The following is a 17305-nucleotide window of genomic DNA, read 5'->3' as shown; positions in this document are numbered from 1 at the left end:
ATCCCAGTAACCGTTTCCGCCCTTTGATTTGTATATGTAGTGTTGACGACTACAGCCTCATTTAGAATGGTTGCGACGGATGCCACCCGCTTATTTTCATTCCTGGGGGTGACAAGGCCTCTGTCTTGTCATGCCTGTTTTTCGCATACATTTGCCACGGTTACTCCACTCTTTTAATTGCTGGCGTTCGTTTGCTGGTAAATTTCTCCAACCTCTGTACCACGCCAAAAAAGCCTCCGCCACTGCCTTGCCCGCCGCACCGTTCGGATGCGGGTCGAACTCGTCGCTCATGTATTCCGGCTTAATTCTATGGTCAGCGGGGGCCGCAACAGAGAGCACGGCGGCCATGTCGAATACGCGGTCCACTCCGGCCGGAGGGCTCGTACGAATGCAATCATTGACTTTGCGCCAATAGGTTTCCCGCCCCCCCTCGAAATTAAAAGGTGGCACTGTGCTGAGAATAACCGCCGCCTCCGGCTGAGCTTCCTTGATCCGGGAGATAATGTACGCCAGGTCCTCCAGCAATTCCTCTGCCAAGCGCTGGCCGATATCAAGATCATTCACACCCAGCACGATCAGCACCTCATCGCCCTGCTGCGCCTTATGCAGCCAAGGCCCGTCCGTGGCTACATCATAAGCCCGGCCCCAACCGGAGCCGATATTCCACACTCCATACTCTGTGCCCAGCCCCTCCGCAATTCTTGCCGTCCAGTGTGTGTATTGATCCTTGGCCGTCCGTACCCCCTGCGTGATAGAGTCACCCAGGAATACCAGCTTCTTCGTTACGCCCTTCTTGTAGCCTAGGAAGCTTGGGAGGACCTGCAGCTTGTCCGATTCACTGAACGCATCCGCAGATTCCTGAGCGGCCAAATTGCCCGGTGCATCGTAGCCGGAGACCAGCATTCCCTCCACATTGAAGGGGAATGACTTTCCTGCACCAGCCGTGTTCAAGGTCCAAGTGAAGGCCAACATGTGCCCCTCCGGCAGCTCCAGAAGCGCTTCGTCGCTCCAGAACTGCTCGCCTGGCTCCACACACCGCGACCGTTCGCCGCCGAAGGTAACCGGCACCTGTGAGCCCGGCACAATGCTGCCGTCCGGCGCGGCTCCGCCATCGGCGACATATGCCGCTTCGATGCTCCACTTGCCGCCCGGTTCACTGGCTACGGCGTCCGCGCCCAGATCCCAGGTGGAATCCACCGCGTTGCTGTGCCAGAACTTCAGCGTCAGCTTGCCGTTCTCCCGCAGCCGGATATAGGTGCGGTACGTATGGGTGAACGGCTCCGGTGCGTTCATAATATAATTGGCGGTTGTAGACAGCGCGGTGGCCGAGGTGAACTCCGGCTGGCTCAACACTCCGGCTGGACTGTTCTCAATATTGCTCATAGTCATCGACTCCTTCTTATTCTGATGTTGCTTCTCTGGCTGATGGGTGGTGGGTAGGGCGGCTGGTGCTGTACAGAAACTTAACTCGGCACTAACTTGGCCCAACTTTGACACGACTTCGACCGACTGGCCCAACTTCTGCCCGGCTTCCTCCCGGCTATAGCTCGCCTTTGACCAAACTTTGCCCCCACTCCTGCCCGACTAATGTTGCATTATCTGCAACACTGATGCCTGTGAAACCCGCTATTCCGGTGCAATGTTGCACAAAATGCAGGAATTTCGCCGCTGATTCGCTCTGGGAAGCTGAAATGCTGCATTTTTGACAACAATTCGCTATAGCCCTGCTCCTGCTGAGGGGAATGTTGCACTTCTTGCAGCATTTAGCCCATTGTGCGCCATAGCGAGCAACAATCCCCCCAACGCCGCCAATCCCCAAAAAGCTCCCCGATCCAGGAGACGAATGTCCTCTGTCATCAGAGAGCTTGGTTACTTAAGGGCACACCACATGCTAAGCCCGCGTACGGGTGTATTCATTCTGTCTTGCAGGTATGTTAATTCAGTCTATAGCTGTGTTATTTCAACGTAATCGTGAACGATACGGACTTCTCACCCGCGCCCACGCTCACTGTTGTCTCATCTACCTGCTCCGCACCTTCCACGGAGGCGATAGCGCCAAGATCCTTCACCGCCAGGGTGAATGCTTTGCCGCTGCCTTCGGCAGTTACTTTTACAGCGCTGCCGCTGCGTACCGCTTCAACCTTCAGCTCAGGAGCGCCGTGGATATCGCGCACAGTCGCAACAGCAGACTTACCATCCTCCAGGGAGTACAGCCCGAACTTCACACCGTCGGCAAAATCATAATCCGGACGGCTGTCCTCGCTACCGAGCGCAAGCAGGGAATTCTGACGGACAAACAGCGGCAGGCTGAAGAAGTCATGCTTCTCCTTGCGCCATGATCCGCCCTGTACGGTCTCACCGTTCAACAGGTGTGTCCAGCGTCCGGCTGGTAGGTAGTACTTCACTTCGCCGTTCTCCTGGAAGATCGGAGCCACCAACAGGGAATCGCCCAGCATGTACTGGCGGTCCAGTACCTCGCAGGTCGGATCTTCCGGGAACTCCATCACCATCGCCCGCATTGAGGCCCAGCCCTGCTCATGCGCCTGTCCGGCTACATCATACAGGTATGGCATCAGGCTGCACTTCAGCTTAGTGAAGAAGCGGGTGACATCGACAGCTTCGTCGTCGTACGCCCAAGGCACACGGTAAGAGGTGCTGCCGTGCAGGCGGCTGTGGCTGGAGAGCAGGCCAAAGGCCAGCCAGCGCTTGAACACATGCGCCGGAGCAGTGTTCTCAAATCCGCCGATGTCATGGCTCCAGAAGCCGAAGCCGGACAATCCAAGCGACAGGCCGCCGCGCAGGCTCTCTGCCATCGATTCATAGTCAGCGTAGCAGTCGCCGCCCCAGTGAACCGGGAACTGCTGCCCGCCGGCTGTGGCGGAGCGTGCGAAGACAGCTGCTTCATTTTTGCCAAGCTTCTCTTCGAGCACTTCAAACACAACCTTGTTATACAACTGGGTATAGTAGTTATGCATCTTGTATGGATCGGAGCCGTCGAAGTAGACCACATCCGTCGGAATCCGTTCGCCGAAGTCCGTCTTGAAGCTGTCTACGCCCATGTCCACCAGGTCACGCAGGTAACCGGCATACCATTCACAAGCCGCAGGGTTCGTGAAGTCGACCAGTCCCATGCCTGCTTGCCAGAGGTCGGTCTGATAGACGTCGCCGTTGGCTTTTTTGAGCAGATAACCGTTCTTGCGGCCTTCTTCAAACAGCGGGGAGCGCTGTCCGATATAGGAGTTGATCCACACGCAGATCTTCAGCCCCTTGTCGTGCAGGCGCTTCAGCATCCCCACCGGGTCCGGGAACACACGGGAATCCCACTGGAAATCCGTCCATTGGTATTCGCGCATCCAGAAGCAGTCGAAGTGGAACACATGAAGCGGCAGATCGCGCTCCGCCATCCCTTCCACGAAGGAGTTGACCGTAGCTTCATCGTAATCCGTAGTGAACGAAGTCGTCAGCCACAGACCGAAGGTCCAGGCCGGAGGCAGCGCAGGCTTGCCGGTCAGGGAGGTGTATTTGGTGATGACCTCTTTAATCGTCGGCCCTTCAATCACGAAGTATTCCAGACTCTCGCCCGCTACGCTGAACTGGGCCTTCTTCACCTTCTCAGACGCAATCTCATACGATACCAGCTCCGGCTGGTTCACGAATACACCGTATCCCTTGCTCGTCACATAGAACGGAACGTTCTTGTAGGCCTGCTCCGAGCTTGTCCCGCCATCCTTGTTCCACAGATCGACCACCTGGCCGTTTTTTACAAAAGCTGTAAATCGCTCGCCCAGACCATACACGAATTCGCCAACGCCTAAGTCCAGCTCCTCACGCATGAAGGTGTTGCCTTCCTGATCCGTGATGTAGGCCATCGATTTGTAACCGCTGCCGGTAATCCGCTCGTCGCCGCGGTAGAAGTCCACAGACCAGTGAGTACCCTTGTTGATGACCACGCGGAGTCCTCCGCTGATCAGCACCGTCTGCGCCTCTGTCTCCTCGATTTCCACATGATCGCCGGTTCCCTCAGTCAGCTCGAACGAAGGTCCGCGTGGAATCACGCCGTCGTTATGAATAATCTTGACGCCTACCACGCCCGGAAGCGGGGAATGGAATTTCACCGTCAGCAGTGTGGAGTTGAGCGTCGCCGAACGTCCCGTGATGGGCGTCGTCTGCGTGATGGCAGTCAGGCCTTCCTCCGTTTTTTCTACCACATAGTTCTGCACTGCACCATTGATTGTAATTCCGTCACGTACCAGCCATAAGCCGTCTGTAAATTTCATATGTGCACTTGCCACCCTTCGATTTGGTGTATATAGTTGCATTATACCGATAATAAAAGTTCAAAACTAATAATATAAAGCTCATTTATAACACTATTTTGACGTAATCTCACAAGGAGGCCCCTAATGGACCGCACCTCGCAGCGCTTGCTCAAAGAAGACCGCGAACACGGGGATGTCATGTTCCCCCTGGCTGCCTACTGGATTGACCTTCCCGCCGGAGCGCATGTCCTGGACACCCACTGGCATGAGGAAGCCGAGTTCTTCCTGCTGCTGGAAGGCGAGATTCTGTTTCAAGTGGACAGCGACTATTTCACGCTTCGTCCCGGTGAGGCTGTGTTCATTGAATCCGGGGATATCCACGCCGCTCACGCACTTACGGAGACCCCCTGCCGCTTCTGCGCCCTTGTCTTCCACCCCGACCTGCTGGCCAGCGCCCAATATGATACCATCCAGCAGAGCGTCATTTTGCCGCTTCAGGAGAAACGCCAGAGCTTTCCGCGCCACCTCACCCCTTCTGTTCCCTGGCAGGCGGAGCTGCTGCTGCATCTGAACCGCATGATGAACGCGTATGAGCAACAAATGCCCGGATTCGAAGCTTTTATGAAAGGAACCCTGCTGATTATGCTCTCACAGATTGCGCAGCCGGGGCGCTTCGTCAACCACAGCCAGTCCGTAGGCACGGAGCCCGCGAAGATTGACCGCCTGAAACGGGTAATTCTCTATATCCAGGACAACTACCAGGAGCCGATCCGTACCCGTGACCTGTCGGGGCTGATTCCGATGAGCGAGGGGCAATTCTGCCGTTTTTTCAAAAGCATGACCCGCAAGACGCCCGTCGATTACATTAACTCCTACCGGGTCCGCCAGGCCGCAGCCCTGCTGAAGCAGGGGGACCGCAAAATCTCCGATATTGCCATGGATGTCGGCTTCGACAACGTCAGCTACTTCATCAAAGTGTTCCGCAAAGTCATGAACTGCTCGCCCTCAGAATTCCGCAAGGACGCCAGTCCCTTCGCCGGGCAGAACCAGCTTTATCCGTAGGCTGAACCCCGCTCCCTTTCTTTTTCCTGCTTACGGTTGCCCGGATACGTTTAAGTTAGTGTATGGATGACCAGGCACCTGCCGCTTCAGCGGTGGCCTAATGGCTCATTCCGGTGGACATGCCGTTCCCCCACCAATCTACTTACAGGAGGCAGATATTCATGAATCAACATGTTACCTTGCCAATTGAGGTACAGGACTTCTACAATGCAGTAAACCAATACCAGCCCGACGCTCTGATCGAATTGTTCGCTCCCGGCGCTACCGTGAAGGATAACGGGAAGTCGGCCGAAGGCACAGAAGCCATTGCGGCTTGGGGTGAATCCGAGCTTTTCTCTGCTAAGGTCCGCTTTACTATTATGGAAATTGAAGAAATCCAGGGCCGCATTGCGGTGACCGCTGAGATGGAGGGGGAGTTCAATAAGAACCGTGTTCCCGCCCCGCAGCAGTTCACCCATGAATTCAAGGTACAAGGCGGCAAAATCAGCGAGCTGATCATCACGCTAAAATAAGCTTTAATGTATCCAGCACAAAATCACCCTAACGGGTGAACGGGATAGCACCGAATGTATGCTGTTTTTGATATACATTTGGGCCATACGTCTGCGTACGAGCTCAATGTGTACTGTTTTTAGCATACATTCGGGACGTGTGCCTGCGTGCGAGCACTATGCTGTTTTCCACATACATTCGGCCCGCCCTCCCTCACGCCAGCATCCTCGAGATAAATGAAGGAGCATGATCCTCCATCCTAATTTCCTGCAAGTGGAAACGGCTTTGCCGTCCTTTTAGAGGACGGTACCGTTTCAGCGAGAAATAGAAGGATAATTTATCATGTGGAACGTATAATTCTTATATTTAAAAAAGAAATCGTTCCTTCGGAAGATTGGGCTCCCGCCCAGCCCTTTCAAAGGAGCGATTTCTTTGGTATGAGACAATCCTCCCCAAATGCTATGAATAATTGAAACACTCCGCCGTCCAGCGCCGCGCCAAGCGTGCCCCCCTGCTTCTCAACCAATTGCTTCACAATGGCTAAGCCGAGACCGAGCTGACCGCTCGACCGCGAAGGATCGCTGGTGTACGTCCGCTCGAACAGCCTCGGCAGATCCTGCTCACGGATATGCTCCGTTTCATTGACGAACTTCAGCTTCACTTGCTGCTGTTCCGTAAACAGGGAGATGGTTAAGCGGTTCTTGCCGTAACGGAGCACATTCTGGAGCACATTGGAGAAAATGCGGATCATGGCTTTTTCATCCAGGGAAATCGTCTTGACGTTCTCATCCAGATGAAGCTGCACCTCAATGCCCTTCTGCGTAAGGTCCGGATGAAACGCCAGAATCACTTCGCTCAGTAGACTGTAGAGATAGACCGGCTGGCTGTCCAAGGGAGAGTCCCCCGAGTCCATACTGGATAATTCATAGAATGATTCCACAATATTGTTCATGACCGCCATTTTATGCATGATGATCTCCATATACTGCTGCCGCTCGGCCTCGGAGGCAAGGGGATCTTTCAGCAGATAGGCATATCCATGCATGGACGTAAGCGGAGTCCGCAGATCATGGGACAGATTGGCAATCTCTTCCTTCACGGCGCGCTCTCTCGACTGGTGGATCACCCGCTCTCTCTGGCGCTGATCCAGCAGCCGGTTAAGGGCCACGATGAGCTTCTCCATCTCCTTCCCGGGCAGAGGCAGCTTGACATGCAGGTGCTGCAGGGAAGACGACTCCCACTCCGTCAATTGCCGCCGCACTTGAATCATGCTCTGCCGCTGCAGTAGATACACAAGCAATATCCCTACAGCCGCCAGAGCGGCAATGATGGCTATAGCAAGATACATTTGTCTTCCCTCCTTAGCTGCACCTGTTAGAACTCTTCCTTCCTGAACAGATACAATCCCAATACATAAAAGAACACTGTAAACACCATTCCTGTAACCCACGGCTCCCAGGCAGGATAGGTTGCCACATCGTAGGCATGGAACAAATAATAAGCAGGGCTGTGACTGTAGAGCCAGGCCGCCCAGGTAAATCTGCCTTTCAGAGCGCTCAGAATCATATAGGGCAGGAAATAGATCAGCAGGAACACGGTAGATATCTGTGCATTCTTGTTCATCACAGCGGTAAGACAGAAGTAGGTGGTTACGCCGGCAATCATAATAGGCAGCAGACCAAGCAGCATCTGGCAGTATTCCGTAAGCGCATATTCATAGCTGCGCAGCAGCAGCCTTGAACCGAGCAGGACCGATATCCCGACCAGAACGAGCGCGAACAGCAGGAAGCCGGCCAGTGTAACCAGCAGCTTGACGGTGTAAATCGAGCGTCTGCTGAAGCCGTAGGCTACGGTATTTTTGAGCACATGCTTGTGATCTCCCATCAGGATTCCGGTGAAAATAGTCAGCAATGCGAAGATCACCGGCATCATTGACAGCACATTGCGGTAGAAGAAGCGCTCATTCCCATAGGGGAAATCCGGCACAGACTGATGAAAGACCTTGAGAGTTATAGCGGCAGCGACCATTAACACCGCACAGAGCAACCCGTAATAATAATAGCTCTTGGTGCGGACAAAACGGTACTGCTCACTTTTCATCAGATTAAGCATGACGCTCACCTCCCAGCAGACCCAGGTAGTATTCTTCCAGATCCCCGCCGGTGGCCGCAATGGAATACACGCTGACGCCCTGGGCATGAAGCACCCGGTTGAGCTGATCGGTCTTATCCATACCACCAGAGAGCACAATCCGGTGTCCCGGCAGAATCCGGTAAGGGATGCCCGGGAAATGCTTCTCCAGAACGGTAGACGCTTTGCCGCTGTCATCCACCACGATCTCTACATTTCTTCTGGTCTTCTGCAGCAGTTCTTCTGCCGTCAATTGCTCCACAATCCGCCCCTGGTCCATGAAAATATAACGGGTAGCCACACTCTGCAGCTCAGACAATACGTGACTTGAGATGAGGATCGTGATCCTTTTCTCTTCATTCAGCGTCTGCAGGAGCTGGCGGATCTCCGCCTTTCCCTCCGGGTCAAGGCCATTGGTCGGTTCATCCAGAATCAGCAGCTCGGGGCGGGTCATCAGCGCAAGCGCGAGTCCCAGCCGCTGTTTCATTCCGAGGGAGAAGGCTTTGAATTTCTTGTTTGCGGCATGAAGCAGATTGACATCCTTAAGCGCCTGCTCAATGGAATCCTTGCCAGCCAGCCCCCTCTGCAGGCGGAAATACTCCAGGTTCTGCCTGGCTGTGAATTCCGGGAAGAACGCCGGCTCTTCAATCATCGCCCCGATGCTCCGGCGTCCCTTCCGCAGACCGGCGTCATCCCGGTGTCCGTAGAGCGCAATCGCGCCTTTTGTTGGAAACACCTGCTCTGTAATACATTTGAACAGCGTGGTTTTGCCTGCGCCATTTTTACCGATCAGTGCTACGATATCCCCTGACTCAACCTGCAGGTTAATATCCCGGAGTGCGGAAGAATCCTGATAGGTCTTACTGAGCGCCTTAATCTCCAATATACAATGCATCATCGTTAAGACTCCCTTGCCGTTTGATAATTCCATTGTATAAAGAACACTTTTAATAAGCTTTAAGCAAAGTCTTAAGAAAGTGTAAAGAAATCCCCTAGACCAGCTTGAACCCGATGCCCCAAATCGTGCGGATATACTCTTCTTCCGTGATTGCAGCCAGTTTGGCCCGCAGATTGCTGATATGTACATTAATGGTGTTATCGTCTCCCAGGTAGGTGCCGCCCCAGATTTGCCGGTACAGCTCGCTTTTGGAGAAGATATGCTCCGGCCTCGACATCAGCACCGCCAGCAGTTCAAATTCGTATTTGGTTAAAGCCAGGACCTGGCCGTCCAGCATAACCTCCCGCCGCTGCTTGTCCATGACCAGCCCGCGTACCTTAAGCATCTGTCCCTCAGAACCTGCGGCAGGCGCATATTGCAGCCGGCGGAGCTGCGCGTACACTCTGGCCAGCACCTCCTCCTGGTCAAAGGGCTTAGTAATGTAGTCATCCGCTCCCAGACGCAGCAGACTCACCTTGTCCTCCAGCGTGCTTTTGGCCGAGATTACAATGATGGGTACGGTTGACTGCTCACGGATCTGTGCAATCAGAGATTCACCGCTCATGCCCGGCAGCATCAGGTCCAGCAGGATTAACTGGTAGTCTTCAAGCGACATTCGGAGGGAGGCTTCACTCCCTGAGAATGCAGGCACGGCCGTCAGTCCTTCACCTGTCAGCATCCGGCACAGCAGGCGGTTAATGTCGGCATCATCTTCTACCACAAGTACGCTGAGATTAGCGTGGTTCACTTTAGCCTGCCTCCTTACGGATCACAATAAAGCAGGTGCTGTCCGGAAGCGGCACAGGCTCTCCGCTCTCACCCATAATCTTAACCCGGTCCTCCAGCGCCTCCGTATATCCCTCCTGCAAATAATGACGGAAGACCTCTATCTTGGCCCGGTCCCCAAGCGTCTGCTGAATGAATGCGGCGTACTGCGAGGGTGTGAAATAACCGAACTGCTCCTGAACCTCATGAATGTAGGCTTCCTCTCCCCAGGTGTAGGTATAGAGGAATTCCATCGCATCATTTACCGGCATCAGAACCTCCTGTTCGCCAAGCTGTTCATAACGGATATTCCGACCGGCAAAATCCTTCGCGTACCGCTCCAGCCACGCCATACCGTCCGCCTCCAGAAACCGCACCCGGCGCTGCTGCTCCTCCGGCTCACTCATAATGCCGTCGCGGATAATAATCGTTCCTCCATCTGCCAATACATCGAAGGCACTGGTCAGCGCTGCCGCCACCGTGCCGTGATTGAACTTCCGGCCGTCCAGCGGCACATAAGAATACAGCTCATGCAGAATCGATGAGAAAATCACCGTGTCCACCGTGCCCCGCTCCACGTAATCCTTCAGGTTCAGCGCATCGCCCTGGAGCACCTCCCAGCGGCGGTCCTCCCGCTGCTTGCGCTGCCGCAGCGCTTCAATCACATTGCTTGAGATATCAATCCCCACAGGCACTACCTCCGGCATCCGCTCCTCAATCAGATCAAGCAGCACCCCGCCGCCGGGGCCGATGTCCAGCACCTTCCGTCCGGTAACGTAGTCCAGAATCACTGCCTTATAGTCAGCCGTATCATTCATCTGGCTTAAGTACGTGTCCTCATTGTGGAAGCGGTCAAAGGCGTCCCTCCGCAGATCGAACAGGTCGAACAGCAGCAGGACCGCCCGTTCATACAGCGCCGACTTCTCGGCCTCTATGCAGAACTCAATCAGCTTCTCCGCTGCCGCTGAGAACTCGAACTGGAAGAATAGCGTATCCGGCAGATGCTCCTTACCCAGCAGCCGGTGCGTAAGATGCGGGTTGCCGCCGGAAGGCTTCACGCCGCTGTAGATCTCCTCCCAGCCAAGCTCCGAGAGATACTTCTCAATAATCCGTTTTTTATAGACATTGATCTTCTTGCTGCCCTTGTAATCATAATGAATACTGTTCATGACCGCCTCGAAGCTGAGATGGCTTAGCTGGCTTAGCTGCAGCGGGCTGCTGCCGGCCACCAGACTCATGACCTTCAGGAACTGCTCCAGCGAGAAGGTCTGGAGCGCCGATTCCACATACCAGAAGGTGGCAGGCTGCAGCGGCTCCAGCGCAGCTGGGAGGAAGCCCTCCTGCACCAGCCCGTCCCACTCCGCCTCATAATCCTCCCCCTGCGCAATGGACCCGGCGCGCATTCTCCGCAGACGCTCCTTCATCGGGACCTCAGGCTGCAGATTCCCTGAGGCAATTACAGCAATCAGCTCCATGACCTGCGGACGGACCTCCTGCCACAGCTCCGGGGATACCGCAGCAATGATGCAGTGATTCAGTGCGAACAGCAGCCGCTCCAGCTCCTCTGCGCCCAGCAGTCCCTGCTCCACCAGTGCGGACAACGGAAGATTGACGGAAGGCGGAACCTCGCCGCGGATTTGCTGTCCAATCAGCCCATGAGTCTCAATCAGCGTATGTATCACCCGTCTCTTCTCCGCAGAGCCTGCCTCGTCCTGCTTCAACCCTTCCGCATACCGCCGGTACAACTCCGCGGAGCCGATATTATGAACGAAAATATTAATGCCCTCTTCCTGCCAGCTCCGGCGCTGACGGAGAGTCCCGCCCTTAGCCGTCTCCGACCAGATCAGCGTCTCCTCGGCCAGCTCCTTGATCCAATACGACAGCGGCAGACTGTCCAGCACCCGCAGGCTCCGCTCCACATAATCCAGCACCGGATTCTGCTGCGCAAGCGACTGCAGCGATTCTACCCGCTCCAGGTTCACAATCGTCTGCTCCGCCTGCACGATGGACTCCAGCCATGGATAGCCTTCTCCGGCAGGCCACCCTCCTTCACGATATGCCTCTATAGCCCGTAATGATTTCAGCATTTGCATGCCTCCCTATGTAATAGCAATCTATATACAATAGCCCATGTACTTCAGGTTTGAATCAGAAGCTCTGACGAATTGAACAAACCGCAAGCTTCTGGATAGAAGCTTGCGGCTACGGAGAGCTCTTGTTCAATTGTATCAGATCTATGGCCGGGAATCAGATTCCGCTCATTTCACTCCTGCCATGAATTCTCTGTAATCCTTGGCAATCTCTTTGGACAGCGTATGGTGCAGATAATGACCGCCTTCGAGCGGCACCAGCTTACCGTACACGGAATCCTTCACCTGCTCCTCATGCAGCTTCATCCAGCCTTCAACGTCGGTATTATTCGACTGTATGAAGAGCAGCAGCGGAAGCTCTTTGGGGAAGGCCAGCGCCTGGGCTGCTGTGAAATTCTCCTTGAAATGGTCGATCTCATTCATGACAGTGTCATTGTTTAAGTTCTTTGTGGCGATCATTTTCATCTGCTGCTTGGTGTGCTCGTCGAACGGAAGCCCGGCATACGGGTCGGGGCCTATCTTTTGGAACAATCTCATAATGCCGGATTTGTCGAGGAACTTCAGCGTCCCCACCGGTATTTTATCGTCCAATCCCCCTTGGTTCGGCACACTGCTGTCAATTCCTACAAAAGCCTGCACTTCATCCTTATACTTGTTCACATAATCCAGCCCGTAGATGCCGGCGATGGAATGACCCATGAGCGTGTAACGTTTGATCCCAAGCTGCTGCAACGCTTCATGAATCTCACTGACGATATTGTCCGAGGTCCGTTCCTTATCTGTCCGGTCACTTAAGCCATAGCCGAACGGCTCCACAACGACTACTTTGTAGTTAGGGGACAGCTCGTCTACCAGCGGTTTGAAGTCAAGTGCGGGCGCCCCGGTGCCATACCCCGTCAGCAGCACCACGGTCTCCTCACCCGATCCCTGGATGAGTACATTCATCTTCTTACCATCGACTGGCACAAGCTGACCGTACTGATCAATCTTCTTCAGCTCCGATTTGCTGCTGATGATATTGACCACAAATACTACGGCAAAAAATAACACGATCACAATCAGCAATGCCGCTATAGATTTAAGCAGAATTCTGAGTCCTTTTTTCATTATACAATCACCTGTCCTTATGAATCGGATGTGCTGCCTTGATGAGGAGCTAAGGATAGTATATATAATGAAAATGTACTCTCCGTGACGGTAATATGAACGGAGGATGAACGGGAGAAACAAACTTAATTCGCCGGTATATTCAGCGGCAGCGTTACAATGAAGCTTGTGCCTGCGCCAAGCTCACTCTCGACCCGGATATCTCCTTGGTGAAGCAGCACGATCTGCTTCACGATCGCCAGCCCCATCCCGCTGCCGTTATACTTGTTGCTGTGGGAGCGGTCCGCCTTGAAGAAGCGTTCGAAGATCCGCTTCTGGTCCTCGGGGGCGATCCCGATGCCGGTATCGGATACACGAACGGTCACACTTTTATTATCTTGCTTCGTATGGACACTTATTACTCCCCCATCCCCGGAGAACTTGATGCTGTTGCCCAGCAGGTTCGTCCATACCTGGCTCAACAGGTCATAATCCGCCGTGAGCACGGCAGCCGTCAGCTGAAGATCGAAGTTGATGCGCCGGGCCGACCATTGCGGCTGAAGAGCAACGATCACGCGCCGGATCTGTTCATCCAGGCTGAAGGTGGTGAACCGGAGCTGCTGGGACTGCGATTCCAGCAGGCTCAGCTTCAGCAGGCTGTCGCTCATCTTGGACATCCGTTCGGCTTCCCCGATGATGATATCGAGATAGCGGCCCCGCTCGCTCTCAGGAATATTCATCTGCTTCAGTGCCAGGGCATAGCCGGAGATGGAGGTCAGCGGCGACTGCACCTCATGAGATACATTCGACACGAAGTCACGGCGCATCTGCTCCAGCTGCTGCAGATCATGCATCATCTCCTCGAAGCTGCGCGCGAGGGCACCCAGCTCTCCCGATTGCTTGATATTCAGCTTCACGTTGAAGTCTCCGGCTGCGATCTTGCGCGTCGCATTGGTCAGCTTCTTAATCGGCCGGACCAGGAACATGGCCGCTACCAGGATCACAAGACTGCCGGAGATCAGCGAATACACCACGAAATACACCAGCCATTTCAGCACAAAGGCGGAAGAGGGGGGGCCGACAGGCTCTACGAACAAGGCTTTTTTTTCCGTATCCGTAGTTAATTGCAGCCCTAGGAGGCTGGTGGAGATGCCTGTCGGATTGACCTGCACAATTCCGCCTGCCAGCACCTGCTGGACCTGCGCTTCAGTCACGGTCTCCAGCTTCATCCCTTCTGGACCGCCATAAGACTGAACCCCGCCGTTCTCATCATAAATCCGCACATGATAGGTCTCAAGCTGATTCATGCCTGCAACGAACTCGTTGGCTTCGTTCAGCGGAAAGCTCTTATAGATCCGTACGATATCTTGTCCGAAGCGCAGCAAGGGAACCTGCAGATTCTCGTTCAATTCGTCTTTATATATCCAGATCGCCAGATTGAAGGAGATCACTGTCCCCCCGATCACGGAGACCAGGAAGGTCAGGACCACTCGGGTATAGAGGGATTTGATCATTCAGTAACCTCAAGCCGGTAGCCCAGACCGCGGACAGTCTCGATCCGAAAATCCGGCGAAGCCGCAAACCGTTCACGCAGACGCTTGATATGTACATCTATCGTCCGGTCATCCCCGGCGTAATCGATCCCCCAGATCTGGTCGATCAACTGCTCGCGGGTATAGACCTGTCCCGGTGTTCCAGCCAGCTTATAGAGCAGCTCGAACTCCTTAAGCGGCAGGGACAGCGCTTCTGTCCCGTTCATCACCTTGTAGGTCTGCCGGTCCAGCATCACCTCTCCGATACGGATCGTATGCGACTTGCCGATTCCCGAGCGTTTCAGCAAGGCTCTGACGCGGACCGTCAGCTCCAGCGGATCGAAGGGCTTGGTCAGATAATCATCGGTTCCCAGCTCGAAGCCCTTCACCTTCTCCCAGGTCTCCCCCTTTGCCGTCAGCATTAACAGCGGCAGCTCCGGGTCCGCTCTGCGGAGCTCCTTGCATAGCGCCCAGCCGTCCATCACCGGCATCATAATATCCAGGATGACCAGATCCACATGTGTTCTGGCATAGACCGCCAGCGCCTCTTGGCCGTCTGACGCTTCAGCGGTATCGAAACCGTCATTGCGCAGAAATAGGCAGACAAGCTCGCGGATATTCGCATCGTCGTCTGCAACAAGTATAGTAGGCATCTATTCCCTCTTTTCGTATGATCCGGCCTTATAAATCTCTATTCCCTCTAGCATCACCCTGCTGCCTTGCCGGTATGCACTGCACTAGCATCCACTCCGGCCTCGCGCTCCGGCTAGGTGCCGAACCGCTGCCGGTAACCGCATTTGCGGCACAGCTCCTCCACGGCCTCCCGGCGGGAGAAGCCATAGAACAGATTATTCGCCCGTTCCCCCTCGACAATCTCGGAGAACGGTTGCTCATGAATATTGCCGAGGTTGATCACCCCTTCGCCATCCAGACAGCACGGCACAACGGTGCCGTCTACCAGGACCGCCGCCTGGCTGCGCAGCGCATGGCAGAAGCCCTTGCCGTCATCCTCCGGCTCATGCAGTGCGGGCCATCTGAACTCGTGGTCCTGGTTCAGGTACACACGCGGGGCAATCTTCACGCCGCTGCCGGGGATGACCTTCTCCTCGATCCTGTAGTCGAGTCCGAAGGCCTCCTCCAGCAGAGCCAGTGTCTCGCGGTTACGCTCCTTCTCCAGATTCGTCCGGTTGTCCTCTGTCAGATTCCAAAGCCGGAACGAGACAATAACGCCCTGAGCTGAGATCTCCCGGACAAACTGGATAATCTCTGTAAGATAACCTTCACGGTTCTCCGAGCCTGCATGGCCGTCGAAGCTGTGCAGCGAGAAGTTCATCTGCCGCAGCGCCGGCTTGCCGAGCAGCTTCGGCCCCGCCTTACGGATTAGCGTGCCGTTGGTCGTAATGTTAACCTTGAAGCCCTTGGCGTGTGCGGCATCCAGCAGCTCGCCCAGTTTCGGATGCAGCAGCGGCTCGCCTTTGACATGCAGATAGATATGATTGCTATGCGGTTTGATCTCATCAAGAATGGTACCAAACGTCTCCAGCTTCATGAAGTTCTTCTGCCGCTCCGTGGGCGGACAGAAGCTGCAGGCCAGGTTGCAGACGCTTGTGATCTCGATGTACACCTTTTTGAACGTCTTCAAGTTCCGCTCCCCATTTCAATATATAATGCAGGCCAGGCTGCCCGTTACGCTAGAGATCCGAAGCATACCGCAGGCCGATCTGGGCCCTCGCCTCTTCCATCAGCTCTGCCACCGCCAGGGAATTGGCGTGGCTGTTGGTCGCGCTCTCCCGCTGCCCGCTCTTCAGCAGATGAATGAACTCCTCAACCTCATAGTACATTGCCTCATACACCTGCGGGAGCGTAAGCTCCTCGACGGTTCCGTCGCGGTAGTGGATTTTGACCTGATAGGGCTGGTTAATCTTGTCGATAACCATTGTTGCGTTCTCTCCCTGAATCTCGGCAGGCAGATAGGAGTCCGCAATCTTGGAATGCATAATGACCGCCCCCATGTCCGGGTAGCGCATCACCATACTGCCTTCTCCGTCCACACCCGAAGCAAGCATCAGGCCTGCCGCCTTCACTGTATCCGGCTTGCCGAACAAGACCACCATCGGATACAGGCAGTAGATGCCCAAATCCATCAGAGAGCCGTTAGAATATTCAGGATTGAACGCGTTCAGCACCGTCCCCTGACGGTAAGCATCATACCTCGAAGAGTATTGACAATAACCTGCGAAGTAGCGCCGGACTTGGCCTAGCTTATATAAATTATCCCGGATCACACCAAAATTCGGCATGAACGTGGATTTCATCGCTTCCATGAACAGCACATCATTGCGGCGCGCCGCTTCAATCATCTCCTTCAGCTCCCGGCTGTTGGAGGCCGCCGGCTTCTCACAAATCACATGCTTGCCGTGGTTCAGACAGATCAATGAATGCTCCGCATGCATCGAGTTGGGGCTGGCGATATAGACCGCGTCCACCTCTGCGCTTGATACCATCGCCTCCAGATCCGTATAGATCGAAGCCCCGGCATACTTGGCGGCAAAAGCCTGTCCCTTCTCCTCTGTGCGGGAATACACGGCCGTAAGCAGAAACTCCTCATTCTCAAGTCCCGCCTGCACAAAGCGGTCTGTAATCCAGTTAGTCCCTACAACCCCGAAACGAATAGTCATGAATGATCCCGTCCTTTTTCAAAATATATAGAATTTATATGTTCACGTTATACATTATCCTTCTATTTCATGCCGAAACGGTAGCGTCCTCTAAAAGGATGGCAAAGCCGTGTCCACTTGAAATGTCAGCTATACCTGCTATTTTCTCATTCCATGATAGGTATGTCCACTTATATACCGTAATTTCCGACAAATTCCGCTAGATTTCGCTTGTGAAAAAAAGCACCTGAGGATAAGCACAGAATTCACCTTCATTCGGCCAACACCTCTCAGA

General features: G+C 54.4%; 14 protein-coding genes. 2 read left to right on the top strand and 12 right to left on the bottom strand.

All coding sequences use genetic code 11. The features are described from left to right. Window positions 1-96: 96 nt before the first annotated feature. Both C162_RS32570 and yicI read right to left on the bottom strand, forming a co-directional pair. On the bottom strand, window positions 97-1383 hold the full coding sequence (locus tag C162_RS32570; protein ID WP_156949766.1) for an SGNH/GDSL hydrolase family protein: 1287 nt from the start codon (window positions 1381-1383) through the stop codon (window positions 97-99). Between the two features lie 572 nt (window positions 1384-1955). Then, on the bottom strand, window positions 1956-4277 hold the full coding sequence (gene yicI, locus C162_RS32565; RefSeq protein ID WP_036702021.1) for an alpha-xylosidase: 2322 nt from the start codon (window positions 4275-4277) through the stop codon (window positions 1956-1958). A gap of 126 nt (window positions 4278-4403) precedes the next feature. Here yicI and C162_RS32560 point away from each other — a divergent pair, with 126 nt between their 5' ends. Together C162_RS32560 and C162_RS34905 are read left to right on the top strand one after the other, a co-directional pair. Then, window positions 4404-5321 (top strand): helix-turn-helix transcriptional regulator, encoded by a 918-nt coding sequence (locus tag C162_RS32560; protein ID WP_036702019.1) that lies wholly within the window; start codon window positions 4404-4406, stop codon window positions 5319-5321. A 161-nt stretch (window positions 5322-5482) separates the two neighbouring features. After that, entirely contained in the window at window positions 5483-5833 is a 351-nt protein-coding gene (locus tag C162_RS34905) for a nuclear transport factor 2 family protein (RefSeq protein ID WP_051494108.1), read from the top strand. 395 nt (window positions 5834-6228) lie between these two features. Here the strand turns inward: C162_RS34905 and C162_RS32550 are convergent, their stop codons facing one another. From C162_RS32550 to C162_RS32505, 10 genes are all read right to left on the bottom strand, one after another. Continuing rightward, window positions 6229-7161: a sensor histidine kinase gene (locus C162_RS32550; RefSeq protein WP_036702018.1), complete on the bottom strand. Its 933-nt coding sequence runs from the start codon at window positions 7159-7161 to the stop codon at window positions 6229-6231. 26 nt (window positions 7162-7187) lie between these two features. Next, window positions 7188-7925, bottom strand: coding sequence for an ABC transporter permease (locus C162_RS32545; protein ID WP_036702016.1), 738 nt, complete (start codon window positions 7923-7925; stop codon window positions 7188-7190). Further along, window positions 7918-8841, bottom strand: a complete 924-nt coding sequence (locus C162_RS32540) for an ABC transporter ATP-binding protein (RefSeq protein WP_036702014.1) — start codon at window positions 8839-8841, stop codon at window positions 7918-7920. The genes C162_RS32545 and C162_RS32540 overlap by 8 nt, the downstream gene beginning before the upstream one ends. Before the next feature lie 94 nt (window positions 8842-8935). Then, window positions 8936-9628, bottom strand: a complete 693-nt coding sequence (locus C162_RS32535; protein WP_036702012.1) for a response regulator transcription factor — start codon at window positions 9626-9628, stop codon at window positions 8936-8938. A gap of 1 nt (window position 9629) precedes the next feature. Further along, window positions 9630-11732 carry a class I SAM-dependent methyltransferase gene (locus C162_RS32530; protein ID WP_036702010.1) on the bottom strand — a complete coding sequence of 701 codons (2103 nt, stop codon included), beginning with the start codon at window positions 11730-11732 and terminating at the stop codon, window positions 9630-9632. A 171-nt stretch (window positions 11733-11903) separates the two neighbouring features. Then, window positions 11904-12842, bottom strand: coding sequence for an alpha/beta hydrolase (locus C162_RS32525; RefSeq protein WP_051494107.1), 939 nt, complete (start codon window positions 12840-12842; stop codon window positions 11904-11906). A 125-nt stretch (window positions 12843-12967) separates the two neighbouring features. Continuing rightward, the gene (locus C162_RS32520) at window positions 12968-14335 is read right to left on the bottom strand and encodes a sensor histidine kinase (protein ID WP_036702009.1); all 1368 of its coding nucleotides are present in this window, start codon (window positions 14333-14335) and stop codon (window positions 12968-12970) included. Further along, complete coding sequence (locus C162_RS32515) at window positions 14332-15006, bottom strand: response regulator transcription factor (protein ID WP_036702007.1); 675 nt, start codon at window positions 15004-15006, stop codon at window positions 14332-14334. The genes C162_RS32520 and C162_RS32515 overlap by 4 nt, the downstream gene beginning before the upstream one ends. Window positions 15007-15119: 113 nt before the next feature. After that, complete coding sequence (locus tag C162_RS32510; RefSeq protein ID WP_036702005.1) at window positions 15120-15995, bottom strand: radical SAM/SPASM domain-containing protein; 876 nt, start codon at window positions 15993-15995, stop codon at window positions 15120-15122. A gap of 49 nt (window positions 15996-16044) precedes the next feature. Continuing rightward, a complete protein-coding gene (locus C162_RS32505) occupies window positions 16045-17031 on the bottom strand; it encodes a Gfo/Idh/MocA family protein (protein ID WP_036702003.1) in 987 nt (328 codons plus the stop codon). Window positions 17032-17305: the final 274 nt, after the last annotated feature.

This window comes from Paenibacillus sp. FSL R7-269 (genome assembly GCF_000517865.1).
Taxonomy (GTDB): Bacteria; Bacillota; Bacilli; order Paenibacillales; family Paenibacillaceae; genus Paenibacillus_AQ.
The sequence above is the reverse complement of the archived record's forward strand: the minus strand, read 5'-3'. Positions and strand labels throughout refer to the sequence as shown.

Coding starts and splice junctions, on each gene's coding strand:
- C162_RS32560 (WP_036702019.1), top strand. CDS start 4,404: ATGGACCGCACCTCGCAGCGCTTGCTCAAAGAAGACCGCGAACACGGG.
- C162_RS32525 (WP_051494107.1), bottom strand. CDS start 12,842: ATGAAAAAAGGACTCAGAATTCTGCTTAAATCTATAGCGGCATTGCTG.
- C162_RS32515 (WP_036702007.1), bottom strand. CDS start 15,006: ATGCCTACTATACTTGTTGCAGACGACGATGCGAATATCCGCGAGCTT.
- C162_RS34905 (WP_051494108.1), top strand. CDS start 5,483: ATGAATCAACATGTTACCTTGCCAATTGAGGTACAGGACTTCTACAAT.
- C162_RS32530 (WP_036702010.1), bottom strand. CDS start 11,732: ATGCTGAAATCATTACGGGCTATAGAGGCATATCGTGAAGGAGGGTGG.
- C162_RS32545 (WP_036702016.1), bottom strand. CDS start 7,925: ATGCTTAATCTGATGAAAAGTGAGCAGTACCGTTTTGTCCGCACCAAG.
- C162_RS32540 (WP_036702014.1), bottom strand. CDS start 8,841: ATGATGCATTGTATATTGGAGATTAAGGCGCTCAGTAAGACCTATCAG.
- C162_RS32570 (WP_156949766.1), bottom strand. CDS start 1,383: ATGAGCAATATTGAGAACAGTCCAGCCGGAGTGTTGAGCCAGCCGGAG.
- yicI (WP_036702021.1), bottom strand. CDS start 4,277: ATGAAATTTACAGACGGCTTATGGCTGGTACGTGACGGAATTACAATC.
- C162_RS32520 (WP_036702009.1), bottom strand. CDS start 14,335: ATGATCAAATCCCTCTATACCCGAGTGGTCCTGACCTTCCTGGTCTCC.
- C162_RS32505 (WP_036702003.1), bottom strand. CDS start 17,031: ATGACTATTCGTTTCGGGGTTGTAGGGACTAACTGGATTACAGACCGC.
- C162_RS32550 (WP_036702018.1), bottom strand. CDS start 7,161: ATGTATCTTGCTATAGCCATCATTGCCGCTCTGGCGGCTGTAGGGATA.